This is a genomic window from Marinobacter sp. EVN1 (assembly GCF_000475375.1).
Classification (GTDB): domain Bacteria; phylum Pseudomonadota; class Gammaproteobacteria; order Pseudomonadales; family Oleiphilaceae; genus Marinobacter; species Marinobacter nauticus.
On sequence record NZ_AXCB01000045.1, the window covers coordinates 30,413 to 57,168 of the forward strand.

Annotated in this window: 19 protein-coding genes; 10 read left to right on the forward strand and 9 right to left on the reverse strand. The window is 58.8% G+C overall.

All coding sequences use genetic code 11. The features are described from left to right. Positions 1-2: 2 nt before the first annotated feature. From Q674_RS34930 to pdsR, 3 genes are read right to left on the reverse strand one after another with little or no spacing between them, the layout of a single operon-like run. On the reverse strand, positions 3-1,310 hold the full coding sequence (locus tag Q674_RS34930) for a DUF3422 family protein (protein ID WP_022993258.1): 1,308 nt from the start codon (positions 1,308-1,310) through the stop codon (positions 3-5). Next, a complete protein-coding gene (pdsS, locus tag Q674_RS34935; protein WP_023012125.1) occupies positions 1,307-3,343 on the reverse strand; it encodes a proteobacterial dedicated sortase system histidine kinase in 2,037 nt (678 codons plus the stop codon). Before pdsS ends, Q674_RS34930 begins: the two co-directional genes overlap by 4 nt. Before the next feature lie 3 nt (positions 3,344-3,346). Continuing rightward, the gene (pdsR, locus tag Q674_RS34940) at positions 3,347-4,048 is read right to left on the reverse strand and encodes a proteobacterial dedicated sortase system response regulator (protein ID WP_011787092.1); all 702 of its coding nucleotides are present in this window, start codon (positions 4,046-4,048) and stop codon (positions 3,347-3,349) included. A gap of 189 nt (positions 4,049-4,237) precedes the next feature. On the opposite strand from pdsR, the gene Q674_RS34945 reads away from it, so the two are divergent. The 5 genes from Q674_RS34945 to Q674_RS34965 all read left to right on the forward strand — a co-directional run bounded on the left by Q674_RS34945 (position 4,238) and on the right by Q674_RS34965 (position 8,446). Further along, complete coding sequence (locus Q674_RS34945; RefSeq protein ID WP_023009434.1) at positions 4,238-6,376, forward strand: marine proteobacterial sortase target protein; 2,139 nt, start codon at positions 4,238-4,240, stop codon at positions 6,374-6,376. Further along, entirely contained in the window at positions 6,373-6,960 is a 588-nt protein-coding gene (locus tag Q674_RS34950; RefSeq protein ID WP_022993255.1) for a class GN sortase, read from the forward strand. The genes Q674_RS34945 and Q674_RS34950 overlap by 4 nt, the downstream gene beginning before the upstream one ends. Positions 6,961-7,009: 49 nt before the next feature. Further along, entirely contained in the window at positions 7,010-7,729 is a 720-nt protein-coding gene (locus tag Q674_RS34955) for a lysophospholipid acyltransferase family protein (RefSeq protein WP_022993254.1), read from the forward strand. Between the two features lie 71 nt (positions 7,730-7,800). Beyond that, positions 7,801-8,043: a GlsB/YeaQ/YmgE family stress response membrane protein gene (locus tag Q674_RS34960; RefSeq protein WP_011787088.1), complete on the forward strand. Its 243-nt coding sequence runs from the start codon at positions 7,801-7,803 to the stop codon at positions 8,041-8,043. Between the two features lies 1 nt (position 8,044). Then, positions 8,045-8,446 carry an MAPEG family protein gene (locus Q674_RS34965; RefSeq protein ID WP_011787087.1) on the forward strand — a complete coding sequence of 134 codons (402 nt, stop codon included), beginning with the start codon at positions 8,045-8,047 and terminating at the stop codon, positions 8,444-8,446. A gap of 57 nt (positions 8,447-8,503) precedes the next feature. Here Q674_RS34965 and Q674_RS34970 read toward each other — a convergent pair whose 3' ends face one another. Then, entirely contained in the window at positions 8,504-8,944 is a 441-nt protein-coding gene (locus tag Q674_RS34970) for an OmpA family protein (protein ID WP_022993252.1), read from the reverse strand. A gap of 225 nt (positions 8,945-9,169) precedes the next feature. Here Q674_RS34970 and Q674_RS34975 point away from each other — a divergent pair, with 225 nt between their 5' ends. Beyond that, on the forward strand, positions 9,170-10,621 hold the full coding sequence (locus Q674_RS34975) for a rhomboid family intramembrane serine protease (RefSeq protein WP_023009435.1): 1,452 nt from the start codon (positions 9,170-9,172) through the stop codon (positions 10,619-10,621). An 18-nt stretch (positions 10,622-10,639) separates the two neighbouring features. Here Q674_RS34975 and Q674_RS34980 read toward each other — a convergent pair whose 3' ends face one another. Continuing rightward, positions 10,640-12,094, reverse strand: a complete 1,455-nt coding sequence (locus tag Q674_RS34980; RefSeq protein ID WP_031210286.1) for a hypothetical protein — start codon at positions 12,092-12,094, stop codon at positions 10,640-10,642. A 264-nt stretch (positions 12,095-12,358) separates the two neighbouring features. Between Q674_RS34980 and Q674_RS34985 the strand changes: the two genes are divergently transcribed. The 3 genes from Q674_RS34985 to Q674_RS34995 all read left to right on the forward strand — a co-directional run bounded on the left by Q674_RS34985 (position 12,359) and on the right by Q674_RS34995 (position 15,945). Continuing rightward, positions 12,359-12,928 (forward strand): SCO family protein, encoded by a 570-nt coding sequence (locus tag Q674_RS34985; protein ID WP_023009437.1) that lies wholly within the window; start codon positions 12,359-12,361, stop codon positions 12,926-12,928. A gap of 11 nt (positions 12,929-12,939) precedes the next feature. Then, positions 12,940-14,463, forward strand: a complete 1,524-nt coding sequence (locus Q674_RS34990; protein ID WP_023009438.1) for a methyl-accepting chemotaxis protein — start codon at positions 12,940-12,942, stop codon at positions 14,461-14,463. A gap of 180 nt (positions 14,464-14,643) precedes the next feature. After that, positions 14,644-15,945: a methyl-accepting chemotaxis protein gene (locus tag Q674_RS34995; protein WP_227501239.1), complete on the forward strand. Its 1,302-nt coding sequence runs from the start codon at positions 14,644-14,646 to the stop codon at positions 15,943-15,945. Here the strand turns inward: Q674_RS34995 and Q674_RS35000 are convergent. Together Q674_RS35000 and Q674_RS35005 are read right to left on the reverse strand one after the other, a co-directional pair. Then, positions 15,942-16,934 carry a two-component system response regulator gene (locus tag Q674_RS35000; RefSeq protein WP_023009440.1) on the reverse strand — a complete coding sequence of 331 codons (993 nt, stop codon included), beginning with the start codon at positions 16,932-16,934 and terminating at the stop codon, positions 15,942-15,944. The two genes, Q674_RS34995 and Q674_RS35000, sit on opposite strands and share 4 nt — an antisense overlap. Next, complete coding sequence (locus tag Q674_RS35005) at positions 16,928-19,828, reverse strand: MHYT domain-containing protein (protein ID WP_023009441.1); 2,901 nt, start codon at positions 19,826-19,828, stop codon at positions 16,928-16,930. Before Q674_RS35005 ends, Q674_RS35000 begins: the two co-directional genes overlap by 7 nt. 215 nt (positions 19,829-20,043) lie before the next feature. Here Q674_RS35005 and acnA point away from each other — a divergent pair, with 215 nt between their 5' ends. Further along, positions 20,044-22,806: an aconitate hydratase AcnA gene (gene acnA, locus Q674_RS35010; protein ID WP_023009442.1), complete on the forward strand. Its 2,763-nt coding sequence runs from the start codon at positions 20,044-20,046 to the stop codon at positions 22,804-22,806. 109 nt (positions 22,807-22,915) lie between these two features. Here acnA and Q674_RS35015 read toward each other — a convergent pair whose 3' ends face one another. Both Q674_RS35015 and Q674_RS35020 read right to left on the reverse strand, forming a co-directional pair. Continuing rightward, the gene (locus Q674_RS35015; RefSeq protein WP_023009443.1) at positions 22,916-24,961 is read right to left on the reverse strand and encodes a GAF domain-containing protein; all 2,046 of its coding nucleotides are present in this window, start codon (positions 24,959-24,961) and stop codon (positions 22,916-22,918) included. Next, a complete protein-coding gene (locus tag Q674_RS35020; RefSeq protein WP_023009444.1) occupies positions 24,948-26,672 on the reverse strand; it encodes an ATP-binding protein in 1,725 nt (574 codons plus the stop codon). Before Q674_RS35020 ends, Q674_RS35015 begins: the two co-directional genes overlap by 14 nt. Positions 26,673-26,756: the final 84 nt, after the last annotated feature.

The window sequence follows — 26,756 nt, forward strand, 5'->3', positions numbered from 1 at the left end:
CGCTACTGCCGGCGTGCCATGCGGATGAAACGATGGTGGATGATGCGGATGCCGATGAACACCAGTACCATCACCACCGGTATGGCCAGGGCTGTCACCAGCGACTCGTTGATCGGTAGCCCGGTGCCCTTCAGGGCGTCCAGCCCAAGTTTCAACAGGCCAATCAGGTAATAGGAGATGGCCACCACAGAGAAGCCTTCCACGGTATGCTGCATCATCAGCTGAATGCGGGAACGGCGGTCCATGGAACTGAGCAGTTGCTGGTTCTGGCTCTGGATGGCCAGCTCCACCCGGGTGCGCATCATTTCAGAGGCCCGGTCGACCCGGCGTGACAGATCTTCCAGGCGTTCGTTGACGGCTTCGCAGGTTTTTACCGCCGGGGTCAGGCGCCGGGTCATGAATTCCGTGATGGTCAGGTGGCCGGAGACTTCGTCTTCTCGTAGTTCCTCCAGTCGGGTCAGTACCAGCCGGTGATAGGCCCGGGTTGCCGAGAACCGGAAGGTGGTATGGGCACGGTAGGCTTCGATTCGGGCTGCGATGTTGGTCAGTTCGGCCAGAATCTGCTGTTCATCCAGGCTCTCGTTGTCCGCCAGGGACTGAGTGATGCGGGCAAGCTGCTGATCCATGTCGTTCAGGGAAGGAGTGATTTCCCGGGCCACGGGTAAGGCCAGCAACGACATCAGTCGATAGGTCTCGATTTCCATCAAACGCTGAACCAGGCGACCAAGCTGGCTGTTGGACATATGGTGGTTCAGCACCATGAACCGCCCGAAATTGTCGCTGTGCAACTGGAATGAGCCGAGTACCCGGGCTGCCCCTTCCTGCGGGCTGCTACCCACCAGGCGCATACCTTCAAAATGTTTGCGCATAAAGGCCAGCTCGCTGCGTGCGTCCTCTGAGGAGGCGCGCACCTCAACGTGAAAGGCCCCCACCACGGTCCCCTCCAGCTGCGCCAGCCAGCCGTCCGGCAACAGGCTCAAGCCGGTTTCCGCAAACGGATCCGCGTCTGAATCGGCCAGATTGATGAAGGTGTAGGACGTAAACTCCATATGCACTTCACGCCGGATCCGAAGCTTGCCGAAGCTCTGTTCGTAGCAGCTTACCTCTTGCTCCGGCCAGGGTTCACCCAGCAGCCGGTGCAGTTTCTGGAGATGTTCAAACTGCCGGGTTCGTTGTTCCGGTGTGGTGATCACCGCAATCTGGGTGACCCGGGCATGGGGCGGAATAATCTGGAACGGTCGGGAATGAAGTTCCTGGTACAGATCCGCCCGAAGCGGGTGAAAATCCAGGCTGCTGGTGTCGGCACTCACGGTAATGTCCTTGCTTTGGCCTCGGTAGCGGGGATGATAACCCGGAAGCAGACCCCGTCAATGCCACTCTGGTGCTGGTTTCTGGCCTCTACCCGGCCACCATGGTAGTCGGCAATCAGTCGCACGATCAGCAAGCCCTGGCCAAGATGCCCGTCGTGGGCGCCGCTGCGTTGCGAGACGAACGCGCCGAAAATATCGACGCCGTCATGGTCAGGCAGTCGGGAGCCTTCGTTAAACACTTCGATCAGGTAATGGCCATCGTGAATGTGCAGGCAAACATCAATGCCGCCGCCTTCTGGCGTGAAATCCCGGGCATTATCCACCAGCTTGTCGAGCATCTGCACCAGCATTTCCGGCGAGCCGTTCATCGCACAGTCAGAAGCCGGGCCTGAATAAACGATTCGATGCCCGGTATCCAACTGCTGGTACGCGGAGGTGGCTTCAGCCAGCACCCGGGCCAGATCGAACGGCTCTTTTTCGGTGTCCTCAAAGCTCTGCTCCAGCCGGGCGGCTTCGCTCATGCTGTGCAGGATACGTCGCAGGCGTTCGGTGGCGGTAGCTGCACGCTCAAGGTATTGCTGCCGTTCGTTCTCGGCGACTCCCTGGGCCAGGTTCTCAAGGGAAGAACGCACCACCGCGACCGGGGTTTTCAGCTCGTGGGAGAGGCGTCTGGAAAAGCTCTCCAGATACTGATTGTAGTTTTGCAGTCGGGCTACCATTTGGGCAAAGTGCTGCTGCAGTTGCCCGAGTTCGTCCCGGCTTCGGGGTGAGGGAATGGCGGCCAGAATGCGACCATCGTCGTCGACACTGGCCTCAACCAGTGCCTGCAGCCGCGTAATGCGCCAGGAGAGCCAGCTGGCATAACCCAGAAGCACCAGCATCAATGCCAGAATGATCAACAGGCTCCGGGCCAGAACGCTCCCCAGGGTTGAACCGGACAGGGTCAGTAACTGATCCAGGGACTGCTCAAGTAACAGGATCCGGCCGCCGAACAACTCATGCCGCGTGGCCAGCCAGACCGAGCCATCGTCGTGCCGAACCAGGCCGTTGTCGGGCAACCGCGGCATCTCCTGGCGATTGTTTTCCTTCGGCAAGTGCATCGGTTCCGGCTGATACAGGCGAATCAGCCCACTCAGTGCGTTGAGGCTGATCTGTTCCAGAATCTGCCCGGGGGACAAGTCATCAAACACCGAGGCTGGGGCTGGCGCAGCGACCCGACTGTGGGCCAGTATCCAGGACCCCGGTTCCAGTACTGTGGCCTGCTGCCCGGGGCTGATCTGACTCTTCAGCAGGTGCTCCAGACGGTTGTCCTGTTGCACCAGCATCGGTGGTGGTTCCAGTGTTGTGCCCGCGTCATTGTTTGGCTGACCTTCCCTGGTGGCCTGAAAGCCAAGCCGGCTGCCTGGTGATGGCAAGGGGAGTTTAAGTTCCAGTTCCCAGCTTGCGCCTTTGTCTTGCCAACTGGCCTGTAGCCGGTGATCTCTGGCTTGTGCCGGCTCAGCCCGGTACACCGGTACGTCACCAGGGGCCACCGCACGGATAAACCAGCGTTGCCCCTGGTTGTGGGTGCCCAGTTCCCGGGCCGGGGCCTGAAGCCATAATTCGAGGCGTTCATGGGCCTGGTCTGGTCGGGCGGGATTATAGAGCGCCAGGCCCTGATCCAGTCGCTGGATCAGCAAATACAGGAACTGGTCATCGTGACTGGCCTGCCAGCGTAACGGGGACGTTGTGCCGGCGGTTTGCCAGGGGGCAGGCTGGTCACCCTCGTCGAATCCGGGCCACTCATGGCCGTAGCCATCAATGGTGATGGCCTGGTCGGTGCTGCCTGCGTAGATGGCGCCCTGGTCGGTGGCGACCGGGGTATCCAGCAGCCGGTCGCCGGCCACGTCTGCCAGACGGGCGCCCTGGGCCTGAAGCTGCTGCAGGGCCTGTTGGCGCAGGGCACTGTCCAGTTCCAGCACAAAGCGTAGCCCTGCCCAGGGAATCAGCAGCATCAGCAAACTGGCCAGCAGCAACTGTCGTTTCAGGCTCAAGACTCAGACCTCACGGGCATTCCAGCGGTAGCCCATGCCATAGGCGGTCTGAATGCCGTCGAACTGGTCATCGAGCTGGCTGAATTTGCGACGGATGCGCTTGATGTGGGACGTCACGGTATTGTCATCGAGCACGGTGCTGGCGGCTTCCATCAGCTGCTCGCGGCTGCGTACATGGCCCGGGTGCTGAACCAGGGCATGCAACATCCAGAATTCGGTCACGGTCAGGTCCACAGGCTGGCCCTGCCAGGCCACCGTCATCCGGTCCACATTCAGGGTCAGCTTGCCCCGCGTGAGGATGTCATCGGGTTTCTGCAGCGCTTCGGCCCAGGCTTCCGCGCGCCGAAGCAGGGCGGTGATGCGCGCCAGCAGGTGTTCCAGACTCATGTCTTTGGTGACGTAATCGTCGGCGCCCAGCCTAAGGCCGTGTACGGAATCGATGTCGCTGTCGCGTGCCGTCAGGAAAATAATCGGCAGGGTGGCGGACAGGCTGCGCAGATCCTGACACAAGGTAAAGCCCCCCTCGGCTTCCTCGCCCAGCCCGACATCGATAATGGCCAGATCTGGCAGGCTTTGGCGCAGCACCTGCCAGGCCGCCGGCCGGTCGCCATAGGTGGATACCCGGTAACCCCGGCGTTCGAAGGCCGCGCGATAGTTGTCGCGGATGCCGGCTTCATCCTCAATCAGGACGATGTGCTTCTTCATGGTCGGTTCAGTCTGCCTTGTTGACGAAATCGCAGTGCCATTAAATCACGCTGACCATGGCACACAAGCGATGTAGAAGCCATTGCCATAATTCATCATTTTTCATCGTCGGCCTGCCTGTTTCTGCCATCGGGTTGCCCCGTGGCTGAGCTGAAATAGTGGCATCACTATCAAGACAAGGAAAATCAAATGATGCTGCTATCGCTGCTTGCTCACCCGGTCGTTCGGCCGGAATGTCACCGTCCCTCCTTAAAACCGTTGCTGTCGACCCGGGCCAGACGAAACATGATCCGCTGCGCCGAGGGCATCAGCCTCTGGCTGGCCATGGTGTTGATGTTGTTTGTGCATCCGTTGTATGCCGAGGCCCGCGCCATGGAATCCGAGCAGCCCGGGCAGCTGTATCTGGTTGATCGCAAAAGTGCATGGCAGGAACCGGCCCTGGTACTGGACAGCCGGTTTGACGTGCAGGTGACCGGGTTGCTGGCGCAGACGCACCTGACCCGTACCTTTCGCAACACCAGCGATGTCTGGCAGGAAGGCCTGTTTGTATTTCCGTTACCGGAGCAGGCCAGTGTCTATGGCCTCACCATGACCGTTGGCGAAAGGCGGATTGTGGGCCAGCTACAACCCCGGGCCCAGGCCCGCCAGAACTATGAAAAGGCGAAGCAGGCTGGGCAGAAAGCGGCGACCGTGGAGCAGAACCGGCCTAACCTGTTCACCAGCCGGATTGCCAACATCGCACCGGGCGAGGAAGTGACCGTGGAGGTGCAATATCAGCAACCGGTAAATTATCGTCATGGCGAATTCGAGTTGCGTTTGCCTACCACGCTTACACCCCGGTACATGCCGGGCGCCCCTGTTTCCACGCCCGCCAGTGCATGGCAATCCGGCTGGTCATTACCGACCACACAAGTAGCCGATGCCGATGAAATCAGTCCGTTCACGGTGCTTCCTGATGACGTAAACCCCGGCAGTCACCGCGCAACCATTCAGTTGGATATCGAAGCCGGATTGCCTGTTGATGAGGTGACCAGCCCCAGCCACCCGCTGCAGGTCAAGTTGGAGGGTAGTCGTGCAACAGTAGCGCCGGAACAAGGGCAAATCCTGATGGACCGGGATGTAATTGTGCGCTGGCGGCCCGCTGACAACCAAGCGCCGACGGCCGCGTTGTTCCGTCAGCAATGGCAAGGCGAGGATTTTCTGATGGCCATGGTCATGCCGCCGGCAACCACCGGCCAGGTTCTTCGCCGAGAGCTGCTGTTCGTTATCGACACCTCCGGCTCCATGGCCGGGGAGTCTATCCGCCAGGCCCGCTCGGCTTTGTTGAGGGGGCTCGACACCCTGCGCCCCGGTGACCGTTTCAATGTTATCCAGTTCAACAGCCAGGCCCATGCCCTTTATACGCAACCTGTGCCTGCCAATGGCCACTATCTGGCCCGGGCGCGGGATTATGTGCAGGATCTGAATGCCGACGGTGGCACAGAAATGGCCGGTGCGCTGTCACTGGCGATGGGAATGAACAGCTCGGAGCCGTCCGGCCATGTGCAGCAGATGGTGTTCATGACGGACGGGGCCGTCGGCAATGAATCGGCACTGTTCGATCAGATCCGCACCGGGCTTGGAAACCGCCGGCTGTTTACCGTCGCCATCGGTTCTGCACCAAATATGCATTTTCTCCGGGAAGCCGCGCGCTGGGGCCGGGGCCAGTACACCGCGGTACACAGCGCAGCGGAAGTGGATAAAGCCCTGGGTAAGCTGTTTGCCGCCATGGAAGCGCCGGTGATGACGGATGTCGAGGTGCAATGGCCGGATAACGCTGCACAACCGGTGCCGGCCAAGCCGGGGGATCTGTTCCATGGTCAGCCTCTGGTGCAGGTGGTTCGTGGTGCGCCGGCCGAAGGGGAAGTGACGGTCTCCGGCCGTTTGCCCGGTGGCCGGCCGTGGCGCACCAGCCTGGATCTTGCCAGTGCGGCGCCGGGTAAGGGCCTAGACCGACAGTGGGCCCGGGGGCGCATCGATGCAGTGATGGACAGCGCGCGCCTGGCGGGCACTGGGCCCGATGAAGCGGCCATCGTTGAGTTATCACTGAGCCACGGTGTGATGTCGCCGTTCACCAGCTTCGTCGCCATTGAGGAGCGTGTATCCCGACCAGAGGGGGAATCCCTCAATCAGGAGGCCGTGCCCACCTTGCTGCCGGCCGGCAGCCAGCCCGGAATGCTGCGTTACCCGCAAACTGCCACCTTCGGTCCGTTGCTGACCGCCCTGGGGCTGGTGGGGCTGATGTTCTCGCTGGCCATTGTCATGCTCAGCCGGAGGCAGTCGCTATGAGCCGGGCGTTGCTATTATTGGTGGGTTGTTCCGCCACCCTGCTGGTTTTTGGTTTGTGGATTCCCTTCAAGGCACTGGTGGCCCAGGAAATGCTGGAGTTGGCCTGGGCCGAGAGCCAGGCCCGACAGAGCGAGGCGAGGCCCTGGCCCTGGGCCGATACCTGGCCAGTGGCGAAGCTGGATATACCGGAACAAGGCGTGTCCATGATCGTGCTGGAGGGCGTTCATGGTGAAAGCCTTGCGTTTGGTCCGGGGCGGGTGCCCGGTAGTGAAGGCCCCGGTGCGCCGGTGGTGCTCGCGGGCCACCGTGACACTCACTTTCACCATCTGCAGCATCTGGAACCGGGCGATGCGGTCAGGCTGCAGGGCATGGACCGGCAGTGGCGACGTTATCAGGTGACAGCCACCCGGGTGGTGGACAGTTCCCGGGAGTCCCTGGATACACGGTCTCTGGCCCGGGATACCCTGGTATTGATCACCTGTTACCCGTTTGACAGCCTGGACGCTTCCGGCCCGTTGCGTTATGTGGTGGAGGCAAAGCCGGCTTACGGTATGGAACAAATTGATACTGTCGCCGCTCTGTGATGTTGGCGTACACTTGTGCGCCAAAATGCAGTGGATCGGATCAAACAGAATGTCACAAGTTCGAAAAATCCTGGCCTGGCTCAGTGTTCCTGTCGTATGCCTGGTTATGATGTTGCTCTACCTCTTACGGCCTTTCAATCCTGACAACAACCGTATCCTGGGCTGGGTCGTGGCAAGAGTCGGCCGATGTATTCTGGGTATGAAGCGCCCCCTCTACGGCGCTGAAAACATGCCCAAGGATCGGCCGACCGTGATTATCGCCAATCACCAGCAGAACGATGACCTGTTTGTGATGGGTGATTTGCTGCCGCCTCGTGGGGTGGCGGTTGGTAAATCTTCACTGGTTTGGGTGCCATTCTTCGGGCAGGTATTCTGGCTGGGAGGCAACATCATCCTGAATCGCGGCCGTGCGGCCAAAGCTGTGGCCACCATGCAGGCCACCAGCGATGCCATTAACCGAGAGCGCAAGAGCATCTGGGTGTTTCCGGAGGGAACCCGCAGCCGTGGCCGTGGCCTGGGTAGCTTCAAGAAAGGGGCGTTTCATATGGCGGTTGCCGCCGGCGCACCCATCACCATGGTGTGTGCGGGCGAATACCATGGCAAATCCAGAGGCTGGACCGGACGACGGGAGCCTGTGCCTTTGCGGATTCTCCCGCCAGTCGAAACACAGGGCATGACCAGCGAAGACATTCCCGAACTGATGCACCGTTGTCGCCAACAGATGGAAGAGGCCATTGCTGACCTCGCACTTACCCACGGAACTGCTTGAACAGCCAGTGAAAACAGGGCAGTCTTTCGGACGAAACTGACGCTGATTCTGGACATATGGGGAGTGACATAATGAACCTGATCTGGTTTCTGATCATTGGTGGTCTGGCCGGCTGGCTGGCCGGACTGATCATGAAGGGCAAGGGCTTTGGCGTGTTGGCCAACATTGGTATCGGGATTGTCGGCTCGTTTATTGGCGGCTTCCTGTTTGGCCTGTTGCAGCTGTCGGCCCACGGTGCCATTGGTCGCCTGGTCACCGCAACAGTCGGGGCCGTGCTGCTGCTGGCCATCGTCAACAAGATCAAGAAGGGCTGACATGATCGTACCTGTCACTGCTGTTTTTGCGGCTGTCACTGGCCTGCTGTTGCTGGTGCTGTCGGCTCAGGTGGTCAAGTACCGGCTGAAATACCGCAAGGGTCTGGGCGTCAATGAGGATCCGGAGTTCGAAGCTGCCGTGCGGGCCCACGCCAATCTTGTGGAATACGCACCGCTGGGTTTGATCATGCTCGCCATTGCGGAGCTCAATGGCGTTTCCGGTTCGCTGATCTACTGGACCGGGATGGCGTTGGTGGTCGGCCGCATTCTCCATGCCTGGGGAATGATCAACGGCAAGGGCGGGCCTCATTGGGCACGCATGATTGGTATCCTGCTAACCTGGCTGGCGATTCTGGTTGCGGCACTGTTGCTGTTCTGGAACGTCTGGCAGGTATATGGCTGAAACAGTGTCCAGCCATTGAAGAACGGGGCCTTGGGGCCCCGTTTGTGTTTCTGTCGATTACAGCGCCCGGGCGACGTCCAGGCTCAGGTATTCCAGTTCCACACGCCGGTTGGCGGCGTGGTCCTCCGGCCTGGTCAGCGGGCGATCCGAGCCCCAGGTGGCAAGCAGGATGGACGATTGCGACACACCTTCCTGAATCAGTAGCCGGGCCACGGCGTTGGCCCTGAGCCGGGCCAGAAACCGGTTGTATTCGGCAGAGCCAAAGTTGTCGGCATGGCCGTGAATGCGAACCTGCATGCCGGGGTGCCCTTTGATATAGGCCGCGTGCCGCTTGAGCATATCGATATCCGGGGCATCCAGCGTGTGTTTGTTGAAACCGTAGTGGAATCGGGTACGGTGGGGGCGGTCGGCGTCGGCCGACAGTTGCCCGTTGGCGCCCGCGAAGGCCAGGGCGGCCTTGGCCAGCATATCGGGGTTGTCCAGAACAAGTACGGTCATTTGCTGCTTCCTCGAGTCGAGTGCCCGGCGTTTTTTGTTATGTCCCCTTCACTATTGATGTCAGAGGCCATAACGGCAATTGGCGAATGGTCGATAGCCGCCCGGGTTCTATAGCTACCGATTGAATGGCATTTGTGTGACTGTGTGATTACACCGGGAAAAGAAGGCCCCGCTGTGGTAAAAAGCAGCTTTTCAGGGACAGATTATGATGAATTGTGACCGCCCATGCTGATTATTCCTGCCGAGAATGCCGTAAACTGGAAACGCCCACCCTGGGTAACCCTGGGCCTGATCATGGCCTGCCTGCTGGTCTTTCTGTTTTACCAGGGCGGAGACGACCGCAAGTTCGAAGCCGCACTGGAAGACTATCTGGAGAGCGATCTGCTGGCCCTGGAGGCCCCCGCTTACGAGGATTACCTGCAGCGGGAAATCCAGTTCGAAGGCAGCCAGCAGCGGGTTCTGGAGTTGCAGGAATTCCAGCAACTTCAGGAAAATGAGGAAGCACTCTGGCAGGCGGTGACGTTGCTGCTGGATCGTGAGTTTTACCAGTATCTGCAGCAGAACCGGGATCTGATCTGGGCCCCGGCACAGCGCAACCTTTGGCTGGAGCAGCGCTCGGCGATCGAGCAACAGTGGATCAGCCGGATGAGTGCCTATCAGTTGGGACTGGTGCCGGCAGAGCTCTCGCTGTACACGCTCATTACCTACCAGTTCCTGCACGGCGGCTGGGGCCACATTATTGGTAACCTGCTGTTCCTGTTCCTGCTGGGTTTTACCGTGGAAAAAGCGCTGGGCCCGGGGCGCTTTCTGGTGGCTTATCTTGTCTGCGGTGCCTTGTCCGGCCTGGTATTTACCGCCTTTTCCATGGGTAGTCAGGTACCTCTGGTGGGCGCGTCCGGCTCCATTTCCGGGTTGATGGGTATGTATGTGGCTATTTACGGGCTGCAGCGCATCCGCTTCTTCTACTTCCTGGGCGTTTACTTCAACTATTTCCGGGCACCGGCCATCGCCATGCTGCCGGTCTGGCTGGGCAAGGAAATCTATGACTACTGGTTTGCCGGTGCCACCGGTATTGCCTATATGGCCCATGCCGGTGGCCTGGCGGCCGGTGCAGGGTTGGTGTGGCTGCTGGGTCAGAGCTGGCTGCAGGTGAAAGACGAGTTCTTCGAACCGGAGCAGGAAGAACAGGACGAACAGTTCACCAAGGCCTATGGCCAGGCCATGGCCAGCCTTGGCCGCATGGAGTTCGATCTGGCCCGGCGCCAGTTCGAGGCGTTGCGGGAGCGTTATCCGGAACGGCCCGTGCTGCTCGAGCACCTGTATCAACTGGCTAAATTAAGGCCGGACCTGGACAGCTACCGGATGCGTGCCGAAGAAATGATGGCCGATGCCATCGCCCGGCGGCAGCCGGAACAGATGGTGGATGTCTGGCAGGAGTATCTGAGCAAGGGCGAGGCCTATCATCCGTTGGCACCGGAGGCGCACAATCGTGTGCTGTTCGCCAGCCTGAAACGCCATGATTTCAAAGCCGCAGAGAAGGCGTTTGAACGCATGCGAGCCAAGGCCGAACCGGACATGGTGAATGAAGCCTGCCGGCTACTGGTGGCGGAGTTCGAGAAACTGCAGATGGAGCCGAAAGCGCGCCATTACCGGCAGCTGTTGCAGGTTCACGGCTGAGGCGTGGCAGGCACGCCCTCAGTCTGAAACCTGAAAGCTCGCTTTTGGCCCTTTCAACGGTTGTTGGTTCGCCGCTTGTTCCAGCCAGACATCAATGTGCTCGTGGGCCGGATGGTTCACGCAGCGCTTCTTGATGAACGACAGGAACGCACTGGCTTTTTCCCACTGCTGCAGGCCATTGGCGAGGGCCTGGGCCACAATCAGATAGGCCGGTGCCAGCTGATCGCTGTCCGGGAAGCGTTTGTGGAAATCCTGCAGCAAACGGATGGCCGCTTTGTGGTGGCCCCGATGGTACAGGGTGCCGGCACACTGCACCGCCAGTTCCGGGTCGTCCAGCTGGAACTTCGGCTCCACCATCTGCAGCGTCTGTAACAGTTGATTCAGCCCGTCTCCATCATGCCGTTGGGCCAGCCAGGCCATAATCCTGGGATGGTAGCGGTACAGCTCTTCGGCATCATTGCGGGCGGTCAGCAACTGGTAGAGCTGGCCGATGCGGGTAGGGTTGGTCCGGTCCCGTTTGAGGGCTTCCTTGAGCATGCTCTGCACACGGTCGTAGTTGCCATCCTTCAGGTTCATATCCAGATCGGCATCAAACCGGCTGCTGCGATCCCGCTGGTGTTGGTCGGTTTCCGAAATCTCGTCCTGAAGGTCTGAGGCAAAACCGAGTTCTTCCTGATACTGGAACAGCAGGTAGCCCAGCATGTGAAACAGGATCAGGGTAAAGGTACTGTTCAGGAAACCGGCCAGAGGTTGGGCCACCCACATGGGGAAATGGTTCACGGCAAAATCCTGCGCCGCGCCGGAAGCCAGGGTGAGCAGAATCAGGTACCCGTAAAGCAGGAAGTAGGGCGTGCCGATGCGTGAGATCAGCACCGCCAGGTTCATGGGGTTTACAGCAGCGCCCACAGAGCGTTCCATGGCAAGCACCATGATGCTGGCCGGCAGTGCCAGTATCACAAACGCCACGGCCAGCATCATCAGTATCGGCCCGCCCAGCATGGCGGCGGCGCCTACCAAACCGCCCATCAGCACAAACACCAGCAGTTGCAGCACCACAATGTCAAAACCGCTGCCGGTAAACGCCACCGACACGGGTGGCGGTTTCAGATGGCCTTCCGCGGTGTGGTTGATCACCGCATAGGTGTACTTGAACAGAGCCAGGGCCAGCACGAGCCAGATGATCAGGCCAATAATATTGGCCGGCGCCACCACAGGAACCAAAGTGCAGATGGCGATCACGATCAGCGGATCGGTGTGGAAGGGGTAACGGAAAAACGCCCCCACCCGCTGCCAGAAGGGCACCACCTCAGTGGCGGCGCCCAGATAACGCATGGCTTTACTGCAGCGGGGACATAGCGCCCGGCGCTGGCGGGTATCGGCATCCGGCATGCAACGGCTGCAATAGTGCATCTGGCATTCGCCACAATGCCACTTGGCAGGGTCACCCGGATGGTAATGACAATCGTGCTTCACGTGAGACAGTTCCTGATCCGTCAGAAATCAGCCGCCAATCATGACAGAACTCGACAGTTGCCGCACCCGCTGTGTTCACAGTTGGGTCTCGGTCCGTCTTGTTGTAGTGACGATGGTTATATCTACGCATCTGCCGGGTATGTATGTGAACCCCTGAGCCTTCGCTACGTATCATCACCCTGTAAGGAATATCTCGGAATAACCTTATAAGCCCATGGTTCCTTCAGCCGATAACCTGTTTACCGTTGCTCAGGAGATGACTCAATGCGAACACGTTCTGCGATTACCGGTGTCATCTTGTTGGTGATCGGTCTGTTGGTGTCTTTACCGTTGCTGGGCCATATCACCCGTGATGGCGATTACTACGGCTTCAAAACTAATATTGAAGTACCTCCGTTACCCGGGTATCAGCGTGGCAGCGAGGAGATTCGGCTGGTGTTTTTCGGCTACCAGCATTGCGGCACGGTCTGTCCGCTGCAACTGGTCAACTTGAAGGAGCTTCACGACCGAATGGCCGACGAACCGGTGCGCTTCGTATTTGTAACACTGGATCCCGAACGAGACAGCCAGCAGGAGCTTGACCGGATTATGGCCAGTATGGGCGAGGGTTTTCAGGCCGTCCGGCCCGTATCTCAGGCCGCTGCGCAAGAACTGGCGATGGGGTTTGCCGAATATGCCGCGAAAGTGGGTAACGGTGATCAGTACGATTTCGACCACAGTGCACGGATTTACGCCGTCACCGCAGATAATCGGCGCCATTTGCTTTACAGCTCCCCGGCGCTGGATCTGGCCCGGGTTGAGCAAGACATTCAGCGGCTTCTGTCGCAATTTTGAGGGTTTCAGCCGTGGCAAACAGCATTGCGATTGACGATCTGGCAAAAGAACAGGCGCTGGTAACCGACCGCCAGATGCTCTTTATTCTGTTGGCCCATGTACCTGTGGTGGGGCTGTGGGTGCCCTGGGGTTATGGTACCCATGGTTTTGCACTGGCGGCTTCGGTGTTGGTGGGTGTGGTGGCACTGGCGGGCTACTACCTGCTGCGGGGCACCCGGGCGAGTTCGGTTCTGTTCGCGGCCTGCCTGATGCTGTATTCGGCCATTATGATTCAGGCCCAGATGGGCCGTATCGAAATGCATTTCCACATCTTCTCGGCCCTGGCTCTGGTGATCATTTACCGGGACTGGGTGCCGGTTGTTGCTGCGGCCGTCACCATTGCCGCCCACCATCTGTTATTGACCGCTTTGCAGCTTTCAGAAGCTGAGGTGGGCGGAATGCCATTGATGATTTTCAACTATGGCTGTAGCTGGGGTATCGCCTTCCTTCACGCCGCCTTTGTGGTGTTTGAGGCCGGCATTCTGGTGTTCTTTGCGGTGCAGATGAAACAGGAGAGACATCAGGCATTTCGCATGATGGCCATTGTCCGCGACTTTGACCGGGAACATGATCTGTCCGGCCGCCTGCCCGCCACAGACGGTAACGCCAGTGCCAAATCCTTCAACGACATGATGGAAAAGTCCTGCGAGCTGATCCGGCAAATGCGAGAGTTCTCGCTGGAGCTGCGTCGGAATTCCGAACAGCTGTTGCGGGCGAGCGAGAGCACTCGTCGATTTGTAGATGAGCAGCAACAGCAGGCTGATCAGGTAGCCACCGCCACCAACGAGATGTCGGCCAGCGTGCAGGAAGTGGCGCACAATGCTCAACTGGCGTCGGAAGCCGCCAGCGATGCGGCGGATTCCGCTTCCGCAGGCAGCCAGGCCATGACTAGTGCCCGAACCATGACGGATGCAACCAACAAGGCACTGGAAGACAGTGCCCGAATGGTGGAACAGTTGGCAGGCAAGGTGGAATCCATCGCGCGGGTTACCGGTTCGATTCACGATATCTCCGACCAGACTAATCTGCTGGCGCTGAATGCGGCTATCGAGGCAGCCCGGGCAGGAGAGCATGGCCGCGGATTTGCTGTGGTCGCCGATGAGGTTCGATCTCTGTCGCGCCGCACTCAGGAATTCACCGAGGAAATTCGTGCCACAGTGGATGAGTTGAAGAACCTGTCCGAGGCCACCACTGCCGCCATGGAAATGGGGCAGACGCGCTCCACAGAATCCAACCGGGCGATTCAGCAAGCCGCGGAGGCTATTAACCGCATTGAACAGGCCATTGATTCGGTCAGCAGTATGAACAACCAGATTGCGGCGGCCTGCGAGCAACAGGCAGCCACGTCGTTGCAGATCAACGAGAACATTCATGCGGTTGCGACCCGTAACGCTGAGGTGGCCAAAGAGGCCGACAGTGTGCAGAACATGGCGGGTGAGCTGGAGAACAGCGTGGTCCGGGTGGACGAGTTGATCAGCCGCTACCGGTTGCCCTGAAAACCCGTCGGAAAAATTGATCTGGGTTCTGCAGGATCTGGCGCATCTGCCGTTAATATTGACAGTTATCAAGTTCAAACAAGTCCAATAATTCCGACTGCCGGATCTGCGTGAGTAAGAGCTATGTTCCTGTCTGAAAAACGAGCAAAACAACAGATTCAATCTTTACTGGATAACGGGGTGCCCACACGCTGTCCGGACTGGCTGGTGCCACTGGCAGAGTATTTGTCGTCGGTGCGTTCCGAGGCGCTTTCAGTGGCCAACGGGGCGGTGGATGTCTCCCGCCATATTTCTGATCTGGGCCAGGGCGCTCTGGAGTTTGACGACCGCATTCATAACCTTGTCGCCAATATTCAGACGTTGTCCGCCGCCATTGAAGAAATGTCGGCCAGTGCGTTGGAAGTGGGTGGCCTGGGCCAGGATGTACTGGAGCAAGCCTCCCGGGTAAATGAGTACACCAGGGAATCCATTTCCGCGCTGGAGGATATGGAGGCGCGTCTGGCCGAGGTGGATATCGCCCTGACCCAGGCCAACGAGGAAATGCGTTCGCTGGCGGAGCAAACCCGGAGTATTGAATCGCTTACCAACACCGTGAACGAGATATCCGACCAGACCAACCTGCTTGCCCTTAATGCGGCGATTGAGGCCGCCCGTGCCGGTGAGGCGGGCAGGGGCTTTGCCGTGGTTGCGGACGAGGTGCGGCAATTAGCTGCCCGAAGTGCGGGGGCGGCGCAGGAAATCAACGGGATTGTCTCGCAGATCATTTCCGGCTCCGAATCGGTCCAGTCCCGGTTGGGAAATTCCGTGCGTGCTGTGCAGGCTTCGGGGGAAAGCCGGGAGCGGGTGGCGGAGGTGATACATCAGTCCCGGGAGTCCTCGAACATCAACTACGACCAGGCAACCTCCATCGCCGCTGCAGCCGAGGAGCAGAGCCAGGTGGCCGCGGATATGGCGCGTCAGGTCAGTTCCAACTCTGAAGATTCCGATGCTCTGGCCAGCATTTTCCGGGATTTGATGCAGGCGATTCGCCCGCTTCGGGACGACACCGACCGCATCTTCAGCCAAATCCGGTTAACCACGCCTTGTCTCGTGCTGGCCAGTGCCAAGCGTGATCATGTGGTCTGGGTGGACAAGCTCATCCGCTTTGCCGTATTCAATGAAAACTCGATCACTGAGGCGGAAGTGAAGGATCACACCCAGTGCCGGCTGGGCCATTTCCTGGCCAGCGACAAGGCTCAGCCCATGCACCAGCTCCGCAGTGCTGACCGGCTGATTAAGGTGGTTCACCCACAAGTGCATAAAGCAGGCCGTGAGCTTTATAAAACGGCCCAGGAATTTCATCAGAAGAGGATCAGTTCTGATCGCTATTCTGAACTCTCCCGGGAGTTGGTAGCCACACTCAAGTCTTCCTCAGGCGAAGTCATTGACCTGTTGGATGACATGATTGAAGAAGTTCTGAAGCGTGGCGATCTGGGCTGTTAGGCCGCCTCTTCCTGCCAACGATGGCGCACGACAAGTATGGCCGGCAGGCAGCGGAAGAAGGCTTCGACCAACTCGGGGTCGAAATGCTTGCCGCTTTGCTCGCGAATCAAATCCGTTGCCTGTTCTATCGACCATGCTTTCTTGTAAGGGCGCTCGCTGGTGAGAGCGTCGAAGACATCAGCCAGGGCCACGATCCGGGCAGAGATGGGAATGGTGCTTCCTTTCAGGCCTTTCGGGTAGCCGCTGCCGTCCCATTTCTCGTGGTGATTCATGGCCACTTCCCGCGCCATGTTGAGCAGATCTGAGCCGTCTTCACCGATGATCTCCGCCCCGATTTCCGCGTGGCGTTGCATGATGGCCCATTCATCCGGCTCCAGCTTGCCAGGTTTCTGGAGAATGGCGTCCGGAATGCCGATCTTGCCGATATCGTGCATCGGGGCGGCATTGAGCAGGGTGTCGGACCAGGCGTCGCCGAGGCCGGCCTCCAGCGCGATCAACCGCGAGAAATGGCTCATGCGGATAACGTGCAGGCCGGTTTCGTTGTCCTTGTATTCCGCCGCGCGCCCCAGCCGCTGAACGACGGCCAACCGGGTTTCTATCAGCTCGTCCATACGCACCAGCGACAGATGGTTTTTCACCCTGGCCCGGACAATCGCCGCATTCACGGGTTTCGTAAGGTAGTCCACAGCACCCAGCTCAAAGCCCCTGGCTTCGTCATCGGCATCAGACAATGCGGTGACGAAGATCACCGGGATAGCGCGGGTATCCTGGCCGGCTTTCAGAGCGTTGCACACCTCGTAACCGGACATGCCCGGCATCATCACATCCAGCAGAACAAGATCCGGTTTCTCGCTGCGTGCCAGTTCCAGCGCCCGTTCACCATCTTTGGCGAACAGTAGCCGGTAGTGGTCGGAAAGTACGTTGCGCAGCACCTGAAGGTTGGCTGGCTCGTCGTCCACCAGCAGCAGGGTCTTGGTGTCGGTCAGCATTGCGAGGCCTCCAGGGTATCGCGAAAAGTGATCAGAAGTTCGGCCGCTTTCTCTGGTTCGAAGTCGTCGAGAGCCTCGTTCATCGCATCGGCGATCTCCGTGGGCAGTCCTGGCTTCAGCTGGTCGATAGCGCGTTCCGGAATTTCGCCCTGGCTCAGGCGTTCGATCACTTGTGCCAGCGTTTTCGGGTCTATGGCATCCGGTTCAGTCCAGCTTGCGGGGCGCGTTTCAGAGTCCGCTGCTTGTTCGGTCAGCCACTGGCGTGCCCGATCAAAATCGTTCTGGAGCTCCTGCCACAGGGCCTCCGGCACCGGTTTTTCCGATTTCAGCCGGGTCTCCAGGTTTGCCAGCGTTGCCGCTAAACGCCGGAAACCCAGATTACCGGCAATGCCGCGAACCCGGTGGGCTTCGGCTGTCGGGTTATCGGGGCAGAGCCGGATTGCTTCGGGTTGATTCTCTGGCGCTTGCAACAGACGTCCTGCCGCCCGTAGGTGTTTTTGGGCGTCCGGCCAGAGCTGCCTGAGCGTGGCGGTATCTATCGTACTGTCGTCGACATCATGACCTGCATTGCTCGGTGCCGAAGCCTCTATGCCCAGGACTCTGGCCATCTCGGCAGTGAGTTCCGGCAGATTGAGTGGTTTGATGGCGAAGCCGTCCATCCCTGCCTCGGAAGCCTGCCTCCGATCGTCTTCCAGCACGCTGGCGGTAAGAGCAATTACGGGCGTGTATCGTCGCTGGGCGGCTGCTTCATGTCGACGTATCGCCCGGGTGGCTTCGTGGCCGTTTATTCCGGGCATTTGCACATCCATCAGAATCAGATCGAAAACCTGGTTACGATAGAGGTCTATCGCTTCTTGTCCGTTCCCGGCCGTGGTGACCTCATGTTTGCGGTGAAGCAGCAGGGTTTTCAGCAGTTCGAGATTTTGTGGCACGTCATCAGCAACCAGAATGCGCAAAGGGGGAAGAGCGACTTCCTGGTCTGCCAGCGTATCCTCGTCCACGGCCAGGCCGGTAGGCAGGGGCAGTTCTACCTGGAAAACCGAGCCTTCACCCGGGCTGCTGGTTACGCTGATGGTGCCACCCATCAGTTCCACCAGTTGTCGGGCAATGGTCGTGCCCAGGCCAGTGCCACCAAAGCGACGGGTCATGCTGGAATCGGCCTGGGTAAACGGTTCGAAAATCCTGTCGATGCGATCGGCAGAAATGCCAATGCCGGTATCCTCAACCCGGATAACGACCTTGTGCACAGAGGGCTCCTGCACCTTCAGGGTGACGCCGCCTGTCTGGGTGAATTTTACGGCATTGCTTAACAGATTCAGCACCACTTGCTGAATGCGCAAGGGATCGCCCTGGTAGTATTCTCCGGCCTGGTAATCCAGTGTCAGATACAGCCCTTTGCGCGCGGCATTCAGGGATTGCGTGGCAATCACCTGGTCACAGAGGCGGCGCAGGTTAAAATCGTGCAGTTCGAGTTCGGTATGACCACCGTCCAGTTTGGCGGTGTCCAGTATATCGTTGAGCAGGTTAAGCAGAGACCGGGCCGAGGTTTTCACCACGCCAAGATGCCGTGCCTGGGTTTCATCCAGCGGTGTGTCCAGTACCAGGTCGGTGAAGCCGATAATGGCGTTCATCGGGGTGCGGATTTCATGGCTCATGTTGGCCAGAAACGCACTTTTGGCGGCGGCAGCCTGCTCAGCTTCCTCTTTCGCCCGGCGCAGATCGGTTTCCATTCGATGGCGTTCGGAAATGTCAGTGATGAAGCCTACGAAAGTGCTGATGCCACCCAGCCGGGATTCCCCAATGCCTAGCCGAACCGGAATCTGGTGGCCGTCTTTATGCAAAGCCCAGACTTCCCGGCCGGAACCGATGATTTTGCGTTTCCCGGTACGCAGGTAGTTTTTCAGATAACCGTCGTGGGCGTCCCGATGAGGGTTGGGCATCAGCATGTTGATATTCTTGCCCACGACTTCATCAGCGCGGTAACCGAAGATGCGTTCAGCGGATTCGTTAAAGGAGAGCACAATGCCCCGATCGGAAATTTTGATAATGCCATCTACGGCGGCATCGACAATGGTGCGCAGTTCGCTGGCGGTTTCCTGACTGCGCCTCATCAGGGCGCGATAACGGGCTACCGCGTTGACCCCGGAGGCGAGCAGGCTGAGCGTTACCGTTACGAATGCAATGGTCAGTGCCAGAATGGTGTGGCTGTTGCTCCGGGGCAGAAAATCCGGGGCGGGCTGGCCGATAAACCGGGCGGCTTCCATCGCAGTGTAATGCATGCCGGCGATGGCCAGCCCCATCACGGTACCGGCGAGTAAACGGCGCTTGTACCCGCGCAGGCGCGTTCTGTGGCGCAGTCCGAAGCTGATCCACAGCGCCAGGGTGCCTAGCATCACCGCCACCACAATCGACAGTGCGAATAACGTTGGGTCGTAGCGAAGTGCCGGCCCGATCTCCATAGCGGCCATGCCCAGATAGTGCATGGCACCGATGCCGGCCCCGACCACCACGCCACCACCGATCAGTCGCTGCCCGGTCAGGTCGTGCCGGGCCAGGAGGCTGAGCGCTACCCAGGAGGCAAACAGGCTCGGAGCGGCGGAAAGCGCGGTAATCCAGGGGTGATAGTGCACATGGGTGGGCATTTCAAAGGCCAGCATGCCGATAAAATGCATGGACCAGATGCCAAAGCCCAGAGAGGCAGAACCGCTGAACAGGTGCAGGCGCTGCATGTAAAGGGTGTTGCTGCGGCGCGCAGCGGCAGCCAGGGTTAGCCCCATGTAGGAGGCGCCTATAGCAATCAGCAACGACAACACCACCAGGCCATAGTCGTATTGGCCTGACACCAGCTTGTCGGTCTCTGGATTCAGAACAAAGAAGTGATCAAGCGCCAGCAAGCGAGATTCCTGTAAAAGCTGAAGAGATTTGAGGTATGTACGGTATCAGTACGGGATTGGCTTAAGTATCGTCTTTTTGTGTAACTTGTATACGCCAGGTCACGGATGATACTGACAGTATTCACCGGGGTAATGCGGAACATTCACGGGACTGCAGTTGAACTCTCGCCATTCGATGCAATAGTTAAAGGAGATTTCCGAAGAGGAGGCATCGCATGTCGAGTTCATCCCTGAGTAAAGACAGCCTGAATACCCTCTCCACCCTGAGCGCGGGTGGCCAGACCTACCACTACTACAGTTTGCCCAAGGCAGCGGACACCCTGGGCGACCTCAACCGCCTGCCGTTCTCGTTGAAAGTGTTGATGGAGAACCTGCTGCGCAACGAAGATGATACGACGGTCGACCGCTCCCACATTGATGCCATGGTGCAATGGTTGAAAGACCGGGGCTCGGATACCGAAATCCAGTTCCGTCCGGCCCGGGTTCTGATGCAGGATTTCACCGGGGTGCCCGGGGTAGTGGACCTGGCGGCCATGCGCGAGGCCGTGAAGAACGCTGGTAAAGATCCCGCCCTGATCAACCCGTTATCGCCGGTGGATCTGGTGATCGACCACTCGGTGATGGTGGACAAATATGGTAACCCGTCTGCCTTCAAGGAAAACGTCGCCATAGAGATGGAGCGCAACCAGGAGCGTTACGAGTTCCTGCGTTGGGGCCAGCAGGCCTTTGACAACTTCCGGGTGGTGCCGCCGGGCACCGGCATCTGCCATCAGGTGAATCTGGAATATCTGGGCAAAACGGTGTGGCAGAAGGAGGTGGACGGTAAAACCATCGCCTACCCGGACACGCTGGTGGGCACCGATTCCCACACCACCATGATCAACGGTCTGGGCATACTCGGCTGGGGCGTGGGCGGTATCGAAGCGGAAGCCGCCATGCTTGGCCAGCCGGTCTCCATGCTGATTCCGGAGGTGATCGGTTTCAAGATCACCGGAAAGCTGAGGGAGGGCATCACGGCGACCGACCTGGTGCTGACCGTCACGGAAATGCTGCGCAAGAAAGGCGTGGTGGGCAAGTTTGTGGAGTTCTATGGGGACGGTCTGAAAGACATGCCCGTGGCCGACCGTGCCACCATTGCCAATATGGCGCCGGAATACGGTGCTACCTGTGGTTTCTTCCCGGTGGATGAACAAACCATCAACTACATGCGCCTGACCGGGCGGGATGAAGCACTGCTGGAACTGGTTGAAAACTACGCCAAAGCCCAGGGATTGTGGCGGGAACCCGGTCATGAGCCGGTATACACCGACACCCTGGAGCTGGACATGGGTGAAGTGGAAGCCAGCCTTGCCGGCCCGAAGCGGCCCCAGGACCGGGTCGCCCTCACCAACATGAAAGCGTCGTTTGAATTGCTGATGGAAACTTCGGAAGGCCCGGCAGAAAGCCGTGAGGCCAAGCTGGAATCGGAAGGGGGTGGAACCGCGGTCGGTGCTCAGAGCGCCTATTTCGAACACCCCGCCAGTCAGCCACTTCACATGAATGGTGAATCTACCCGGCTGGACCCGGGCGCGGTGGTGATTGCGGCGATTACCTCCTGTACCAATACATCCAACCCCAGCGTGATGATGGCGGCTGGCCTGATTGCCAAAAAGGCCGTGGCCAAGGGTCTGAAAACCAAACCCTGGGTCAAAACCTCACTGGCGCCGGGCTCCAAGGTGGTGACCGACTACCTCAAAGTGGCCGGCCTTCAGGATGACATGAACGAACTGGGTTTCAACCTGGTGGGTTATGGCTGCACCACCTGTATCGGTAACTCCGGCCCGCTGCCGGATGAAGTCGAGAAAGCCATTACTGATGGGGATCTCACCGTGGCCTCGGTGCTGTCCGGTAACCGCAATTTCGAGGGCCGGGTGCATCCGCTGGTGAAAACCAACTGGCTGGCGTCGCCCCCACTGGTCGTTGCCTATGCTTTGGCGGGCAACGTACGGGTGGACCTCACCAAGGATCCTCTGGGCGCAGACCAGGATGGCAACCCGGTGTACCTGAAAGACCTGTGGCCAAGCCAGGCCGAGATCGCGGAAGCGGTCGAGAAGGTCAAGACCGACATGTTCCGCAAGGAATACGGCGAGGTCTTCGAGGGCGACGACATCTGGAAATCTATCAAGGTGCCGGAAAGCAAGGTGTATGAGTGGAGTGACAAATCCACCTACATCCAGCATCCGCCCTTCTTCGAAGGCATGGGTGAGCAGCCCGAGGCCATCGATGACATAACGGATGCCAACATCCTGGCCCTGTTGGGAGACTCGGTGACCACCGACCATATTTCGCCGGCCGGCTCCTTCAAGCCGGATACACCGGCGGGCAAATACCTGCAGGAACATGGTGTAAAACCAAAAGACTTCAACTCCTACGGCTCCCGCCGGGGCAATCACGAGGTGATGATGCGCGGCACCTTTGCCAACGTGCGCATACGCAATGAAATGCTCGACGGCGTGGAAGGCGGTTTCACCAGATTTGTGCCCACCGGGGAACAAATGGCCATCTACGATGCCGCCATGAAGTACCAGGAGCAGGGCACGCCGCTGGTTGTGATTGCCGGCAAGGAATACGGCACCGGCTCCAGTCGGGATTGGGCCGCCAAGGGCACCCGGTTGCTGGGCGTAAAAGCCGTGGTAGCGGAATCCTATGAGCGCATCCATCGCTCCAACCTTATTGGCATGGGCGTGATGCCGCTGCAATTCCCGGAGGGGACTGATCGCAAGAGCCTGAAACTCACCGGGGAGGAAACGATCAGCATTCAGGGACTGTCTGGCGAGATCAAACCGGGCCAGACCCTGACCATGACGGTGAAATACAAGGATGGCTCTACCGAAACCTGCGAGCTGAAGTCACGGATTGATACCGCCAACGAGGCAGTGTATTTCCAGCATGGTGGTATCCTGCATTACGTGGTGCGGGAGATGCTGAAAAACGCCTGAGGGGGCGGGTGCTTAATGAAACGGGTGGCTCCCGGACTATGTCCTTTCTGGACATGGTCCGCCCGACGCCACCATTTCTTCACCCGCCTTTAACCTGGCGAACGTAAGTTCACATTAATGGCAATTCCAGCCAAAATGTTGATCCTTGCCCTTCGGTAGAAGTGAAGCCTACACTGCCATCCATCTGCGCCATGATTTCCTTGGTGATTGCCAGTCCAAGGCCGGTTCCGCCTTTTCCCCGGGTTGCAGAGCCATCTGCCTGAGCGAACTTCTGGAAGATTCTTGACCGGAAGCTTTCGGGTACGCCGATACCCTGGTCTTTCACCAAGATGCGCACCGTCGATTCTGACGATTCAATATCGACGAGGACTTCGCTGCGCTCATGTGAGAACTTGACGGCGTTTGACAACAGGTTGGTGATAGCCTGTTTCAGCCGAATGCTGTCAAACAGCGCCGTAAGCCCCGGCGAGCCGTCCCGCAGTGTGATGCGCACCTGGCGCTGTTTGGCAAAGGGCTGGATTTCTTCAATGGCGGCGGTCACGCACGTTCCAATGCCTTGCTCCTCAGGCGCGATGGGCATGTTGCCCGCAATCAGTTTTTCGATGTCCAGGAGGTCGTCTATCAGCAGTTTCAGATGGTCGGCGTTGCGCTTTGCGATGGAGAGCATGTGCCGATTTTTTTCGTCGATGTTCCCCGTAATACCACCCAAAATCAGCCCCAGGGACCCGGAAATCGAAGTGAGGGGAGTGCGCAGTTCGTGGCTGACGGTGGAGATGAACTGGTTCTTCATCTGTTCGGCTTCGTATCGCTCGTTGATGTCTACGATATAGCCGTGCCAGAGAATGCTGCCATCCGGCAGTTTTTCGGGGTTGGCCTGCCCCTCGACCCAATGCCAGTTGTGGCCTTGCCACTGAATTCGATAACGCTGGTGCCAACGGCTCAAAGTGTCTGCGGACTGTTGAATGCTCTCCGCAACCTGTGGAAGGTCTTCAGGGTGGATAACGCCGAAAACCGGACTGGCATCGTTTGCCGCAGCTTCGGCGCTGATGTTGTAGATCTGCTGGATACCTTGGCTGGTGTAGGGGAAGGTGCTGTGGCCGTCTGGCCAGAGACGGTACTGGTAGAGCATTCCCGGCGCGTTGCTGACGAGTTTTTCCAGGGTCTCGGCCTGCCGGGACTGGTGAATGGCGTCGGCGACCCAGCGGGCCAGCAGGTTTACAAACATCTTTTCCGTTTCGGTAAACGGTGGTTTGCGCGGTATGGAGGATGAAAAGTTCAGAGTTCCGAACAGTGTGTCATCTATCCAGATTGGCGCGGCCAGGTAGCTTTCCAGACCAAACTCGGCGTAGCAGGGATGATCCTGAAATCGCGAACGCCCCATGTGGTTGATGGCGAGCACGTCACCCCGCTCAAGAAGAATGGAGCAGTAGGTTTGCTCAACGGGCAAGGTGAGTCCGTTCTCAAGTGCCTCGTTTCGGCGCGCATGGTGCCAGAGTACGGTGTAGGCGCCACCATTGATTTCGCTGACAATGGCCGTTTCTGTTCCCAGGAAATGGTTGGCCTTGTTGAGCGCTAGCGGAATGGCAGTATCAAGATTGCCTTTCACTTCCAGAACGATTTCGTTCAGTGTATTCAGTGCACGGGTGCGCTCACTGTAGTAGTTGCCCAGCTCCTGAAACTGGAGTTCGCGTTCGATGATATCGGCCAGGTCTCTGAGTGTTTTCTCGTCCCGGTTCGAAAAGCCTCGAGGTTTTTTGTCGATAATGCATAGGGTGCCAATGCGAAAGCCGGAGCGGTCCTCCAGCGGTGCGCCCGCATAGAAACGGATGTGAGGTTCTCCCGTGACCAGGGGGTTGTCGGAGAAGCGTTCATCGGCGAGGGCATCGGAAACCACGAAGGCTTCGGATTTCAGGATGGCATGGCCGCAGAACGAAATGTCACGACCGGTTTCCCGGACTCCCAGGCCATAGCAGGACTTGAACCACTGGCGTTCCCGGTCGACCAGTGACACCAACGCAATCGGCACATCGAACGCCTCGGCGGCAAGCCTTGTTACCCGATCGAAGCGCTCCTCCGGGGGAGTGTCGAGCAGCTTTGTCGCCTCCAGGGCGGAGAGCCGTTGTGGTTCTTCGGGTGGGTACTCAGGTGACTTCATGATCAGGCTCCCTTGAGGTCTCCTGGCGGGGGATGTCGAGCCAGAAATGGGCCCCTTGCTGGTAATAGTAGCCCACTTGGCCGTGCATCAGATGGGCCAGCTCACGGCAAATGGCCAGCCCCAGGCCAGTGCCGGACTGTGCCTGTTTTGAGGATGGGTTGGCTTGTGCAAACCGCTCGAACAGATGTGGGATAAACTGCTCATCCACCCCCGGGCCGTGGTCCGAAACGATGAATCGGATGGTGTTCTGATTAACCGCTCGGGCGGACAGCTGAACGGCGGCACCAGTAGGTGAGAACTTGATGGCGTTGCTGATAAAGTTGTCCAGTATCTGTCGCAGTCGCTGGGGGTCGGCTCGGACCACCAACGGTTCAGGGGCCGGGACTGCGCTCAAAGAGACACCATAATGGGTGGCCATTGAGCGATTGCCTTCGATGGCCTGCTCCAGGGCTTCACTGACCTGGATTGTGCCAATCTGCAACATCATTTTTCCGGCGATGGCTTTATTGAAATCCAGCAGATCTGAAATCAGCAGCTGCAGTTGTTCGCCGTTGCGCAGCGCTACTTGCACCATTTTCCGGGCCTTTTCCGGAAGCTCGCCGGCCGCCTCCCGGTCCAGCAGTTTCAAAGAGCCGTTGATTGAGGTCAGAGGCGTTCTCAATTCATGACTCACGGTGGCCACAAACTGGTCTTTCATCTGGTCCAGAGCTTCCCGTTCCTCCATCAGCCGGTTGAAGGCCAGCGCGAGATTGCGGGTTTCCGGTGGCCCCTTGGGCTTCAAGCGGCGGGTATCCGATGCGCCATCCACCATGGCCCTTATCCGCGTGGACATGTGTTCCAGGGGCCGGGTGGCAGTGCGCCCGAGTAGCCAGGCTGCGGTGGCCAGAATCAGTGCAGCCAGTACGCTGAGCAGCAGAAAGTTTTCAAATGAGGCCCTGGCCGGGCCGGTCACGCCTTCATAGGGCTCTGCGCGCAGAAACAACCAGCCGACACGCTCCAGATGACGGGTCGCATAAATCCAGCGTTTACCGGATTTGTCGGTCACGACACCCGATGTGACGCCAGACAGCGCTGCGTCGATAATCAGGTTCTCGCCGGGTGGGGGTAGCTCAGGCATCGGAGCGCCGGGGGTCAGCGAATCCACCTGAGTGAAATGCCCGGTATCGAGCACCTTGAAGATGGCGTTGCTTTTTTCACTCAAGGAGTCGGGAATGATGCCGGATTCAGCCAGGTTGATGCTGCCGCCCGCCAAGCCCAGCAAATCGCCGTCGTCACTGACAATGGGAGACAGAAAAGACAGCAGTGGCAATCCGGTGGTGCGGCCGATAATGGGACGGCTGATCACCGCTTGCCGGCTGGTCAGGGCTTCCCGGAAATGCGGGCGGTCTGAGTAGTTGGTGCCGATTCGTCTGGGCACAAACCGGTTCTCTGCAATGGCGACACCCTTGTCATCAAAAATGAGCAGGCCGCCTTCGAAATAACGTTCAAGACTGGGCTGGCGGCCGAGAAGCTCTTTCAACTCAGGCAGAGGGCGCAGGTTGTCGCCGTCCGTGAGAAAAGCCGAGAAGGCCTTCAGGGCCTCCAGGCGAATCTGAAGTTGTTGGTCCACAACTCGGGTAGCCGAGTCAGTTTCCAGCAACTGCCGTTGGGTCAGAACGTTCTCGAAATCCCGCACCAGTCCGTTATAGGCAAAAAACAACACGGCTGCCATGGTCGCAATACTGCTGGAGATCGTGATCAGGGTGACACGTATACCTAACGATGGGGATCTCAACGGTAATCCTTAGTGGCGTGG

Excerpts from the sequence above, each read along its gene's own strand:
- pdsR (WP_011787092.1), bottom strand. The coding sequence starts at position 4,048 with ATGAAGAAGCACATCGTCCTGATTGAGGATGAAGCCGGCATCCGCGAC.
- Q674_RS34945 (WP_023009434.1), top strand. The coding sequence starts at position 4,238 with ATGATGCTGCTATCGCTGCTTGCTCACCCGGTCGTTCGGCCGGAATGT.
- Q674_RS34950 (WP_022993255.1), top strand. The coding sequence starts at position 6,373 with ATGAGCCGGGCGTTGCTATTATTGGTGGGTTGTTCCGCCACCCTGCTG.
- Q674_RS34955 (WP_022993254.1), top strand. The coding sequence starts at position 7,010 with ATGTCACAAGTTCGAAAAATCCTGGCCTGGCTCAGTGTTCCTGTCGTA.
- Q674_RS34960 (WP_011787088.1), top strand. The coding sequence starts at position 7,801 with ATGAACCTGATCTGGTTTCTGATCATTGGTGGTCTGGCCGGCTGGCTG.
- Q674_RS34965 (WP_011787087.1), top strand. The coding sequence starts at position 8,045 with ATGATCGTACCTGTCACTGCTGTTTTTGCGGCTGTCACTGGCCTGCTG.
- Q674_RS34970 (WP_022993252.1), bottom strand. The coding sequence starts at position 8,944 with ATGACCGTACTTGTTCTGGACAACCCCGATATGCTGGCCAAGGCCGCC.
- Q674_RS34975 (WP_023009435.1), top strand. The coding sequence starts at position 9,170 with ATGCTGATTATTCCTGCCGAGAATGCCGTAAACTGGAAACGCCCACCC.
- Q674_RS34985 (WP_023009437.1), top strand. The coding sequence starts at position 12,359 with ATGCGAACACGTTCTGCGATTACCGGTGTCATCTTGTTGGTGATCGGT.
- Q674_RS35000 (WP_023009440.1), bottom strand. The coding sequence starts at position 16,934 with ATGCTGACCGACACCAAGACCCTGCTGCTGGTGGACGACGAGCCAGCC.
- acnA (WP_023009442.1), top strand. The coding sequence starts at position 20,044 with ATGTCGAGTTCATCCCTGAGTAAAGACAGCCTGAATACCCTCTCCACC.
- Q674_RS35015 (WP_023009443.1), bottom strand. The coding sequence starts at position 24,961 with ATGAAGTCACCTGAGTACCCACCCGAAGAACCACAACGGCTCTCCGCC.
- Q674_RS35020 (WP_023009444.1), bottom strand. The coding sequence starts at position 26,672 with ATGGCAGCCGTGTTGTTTTTTGCCTATAACGGACTGGTGCGGGATTTC.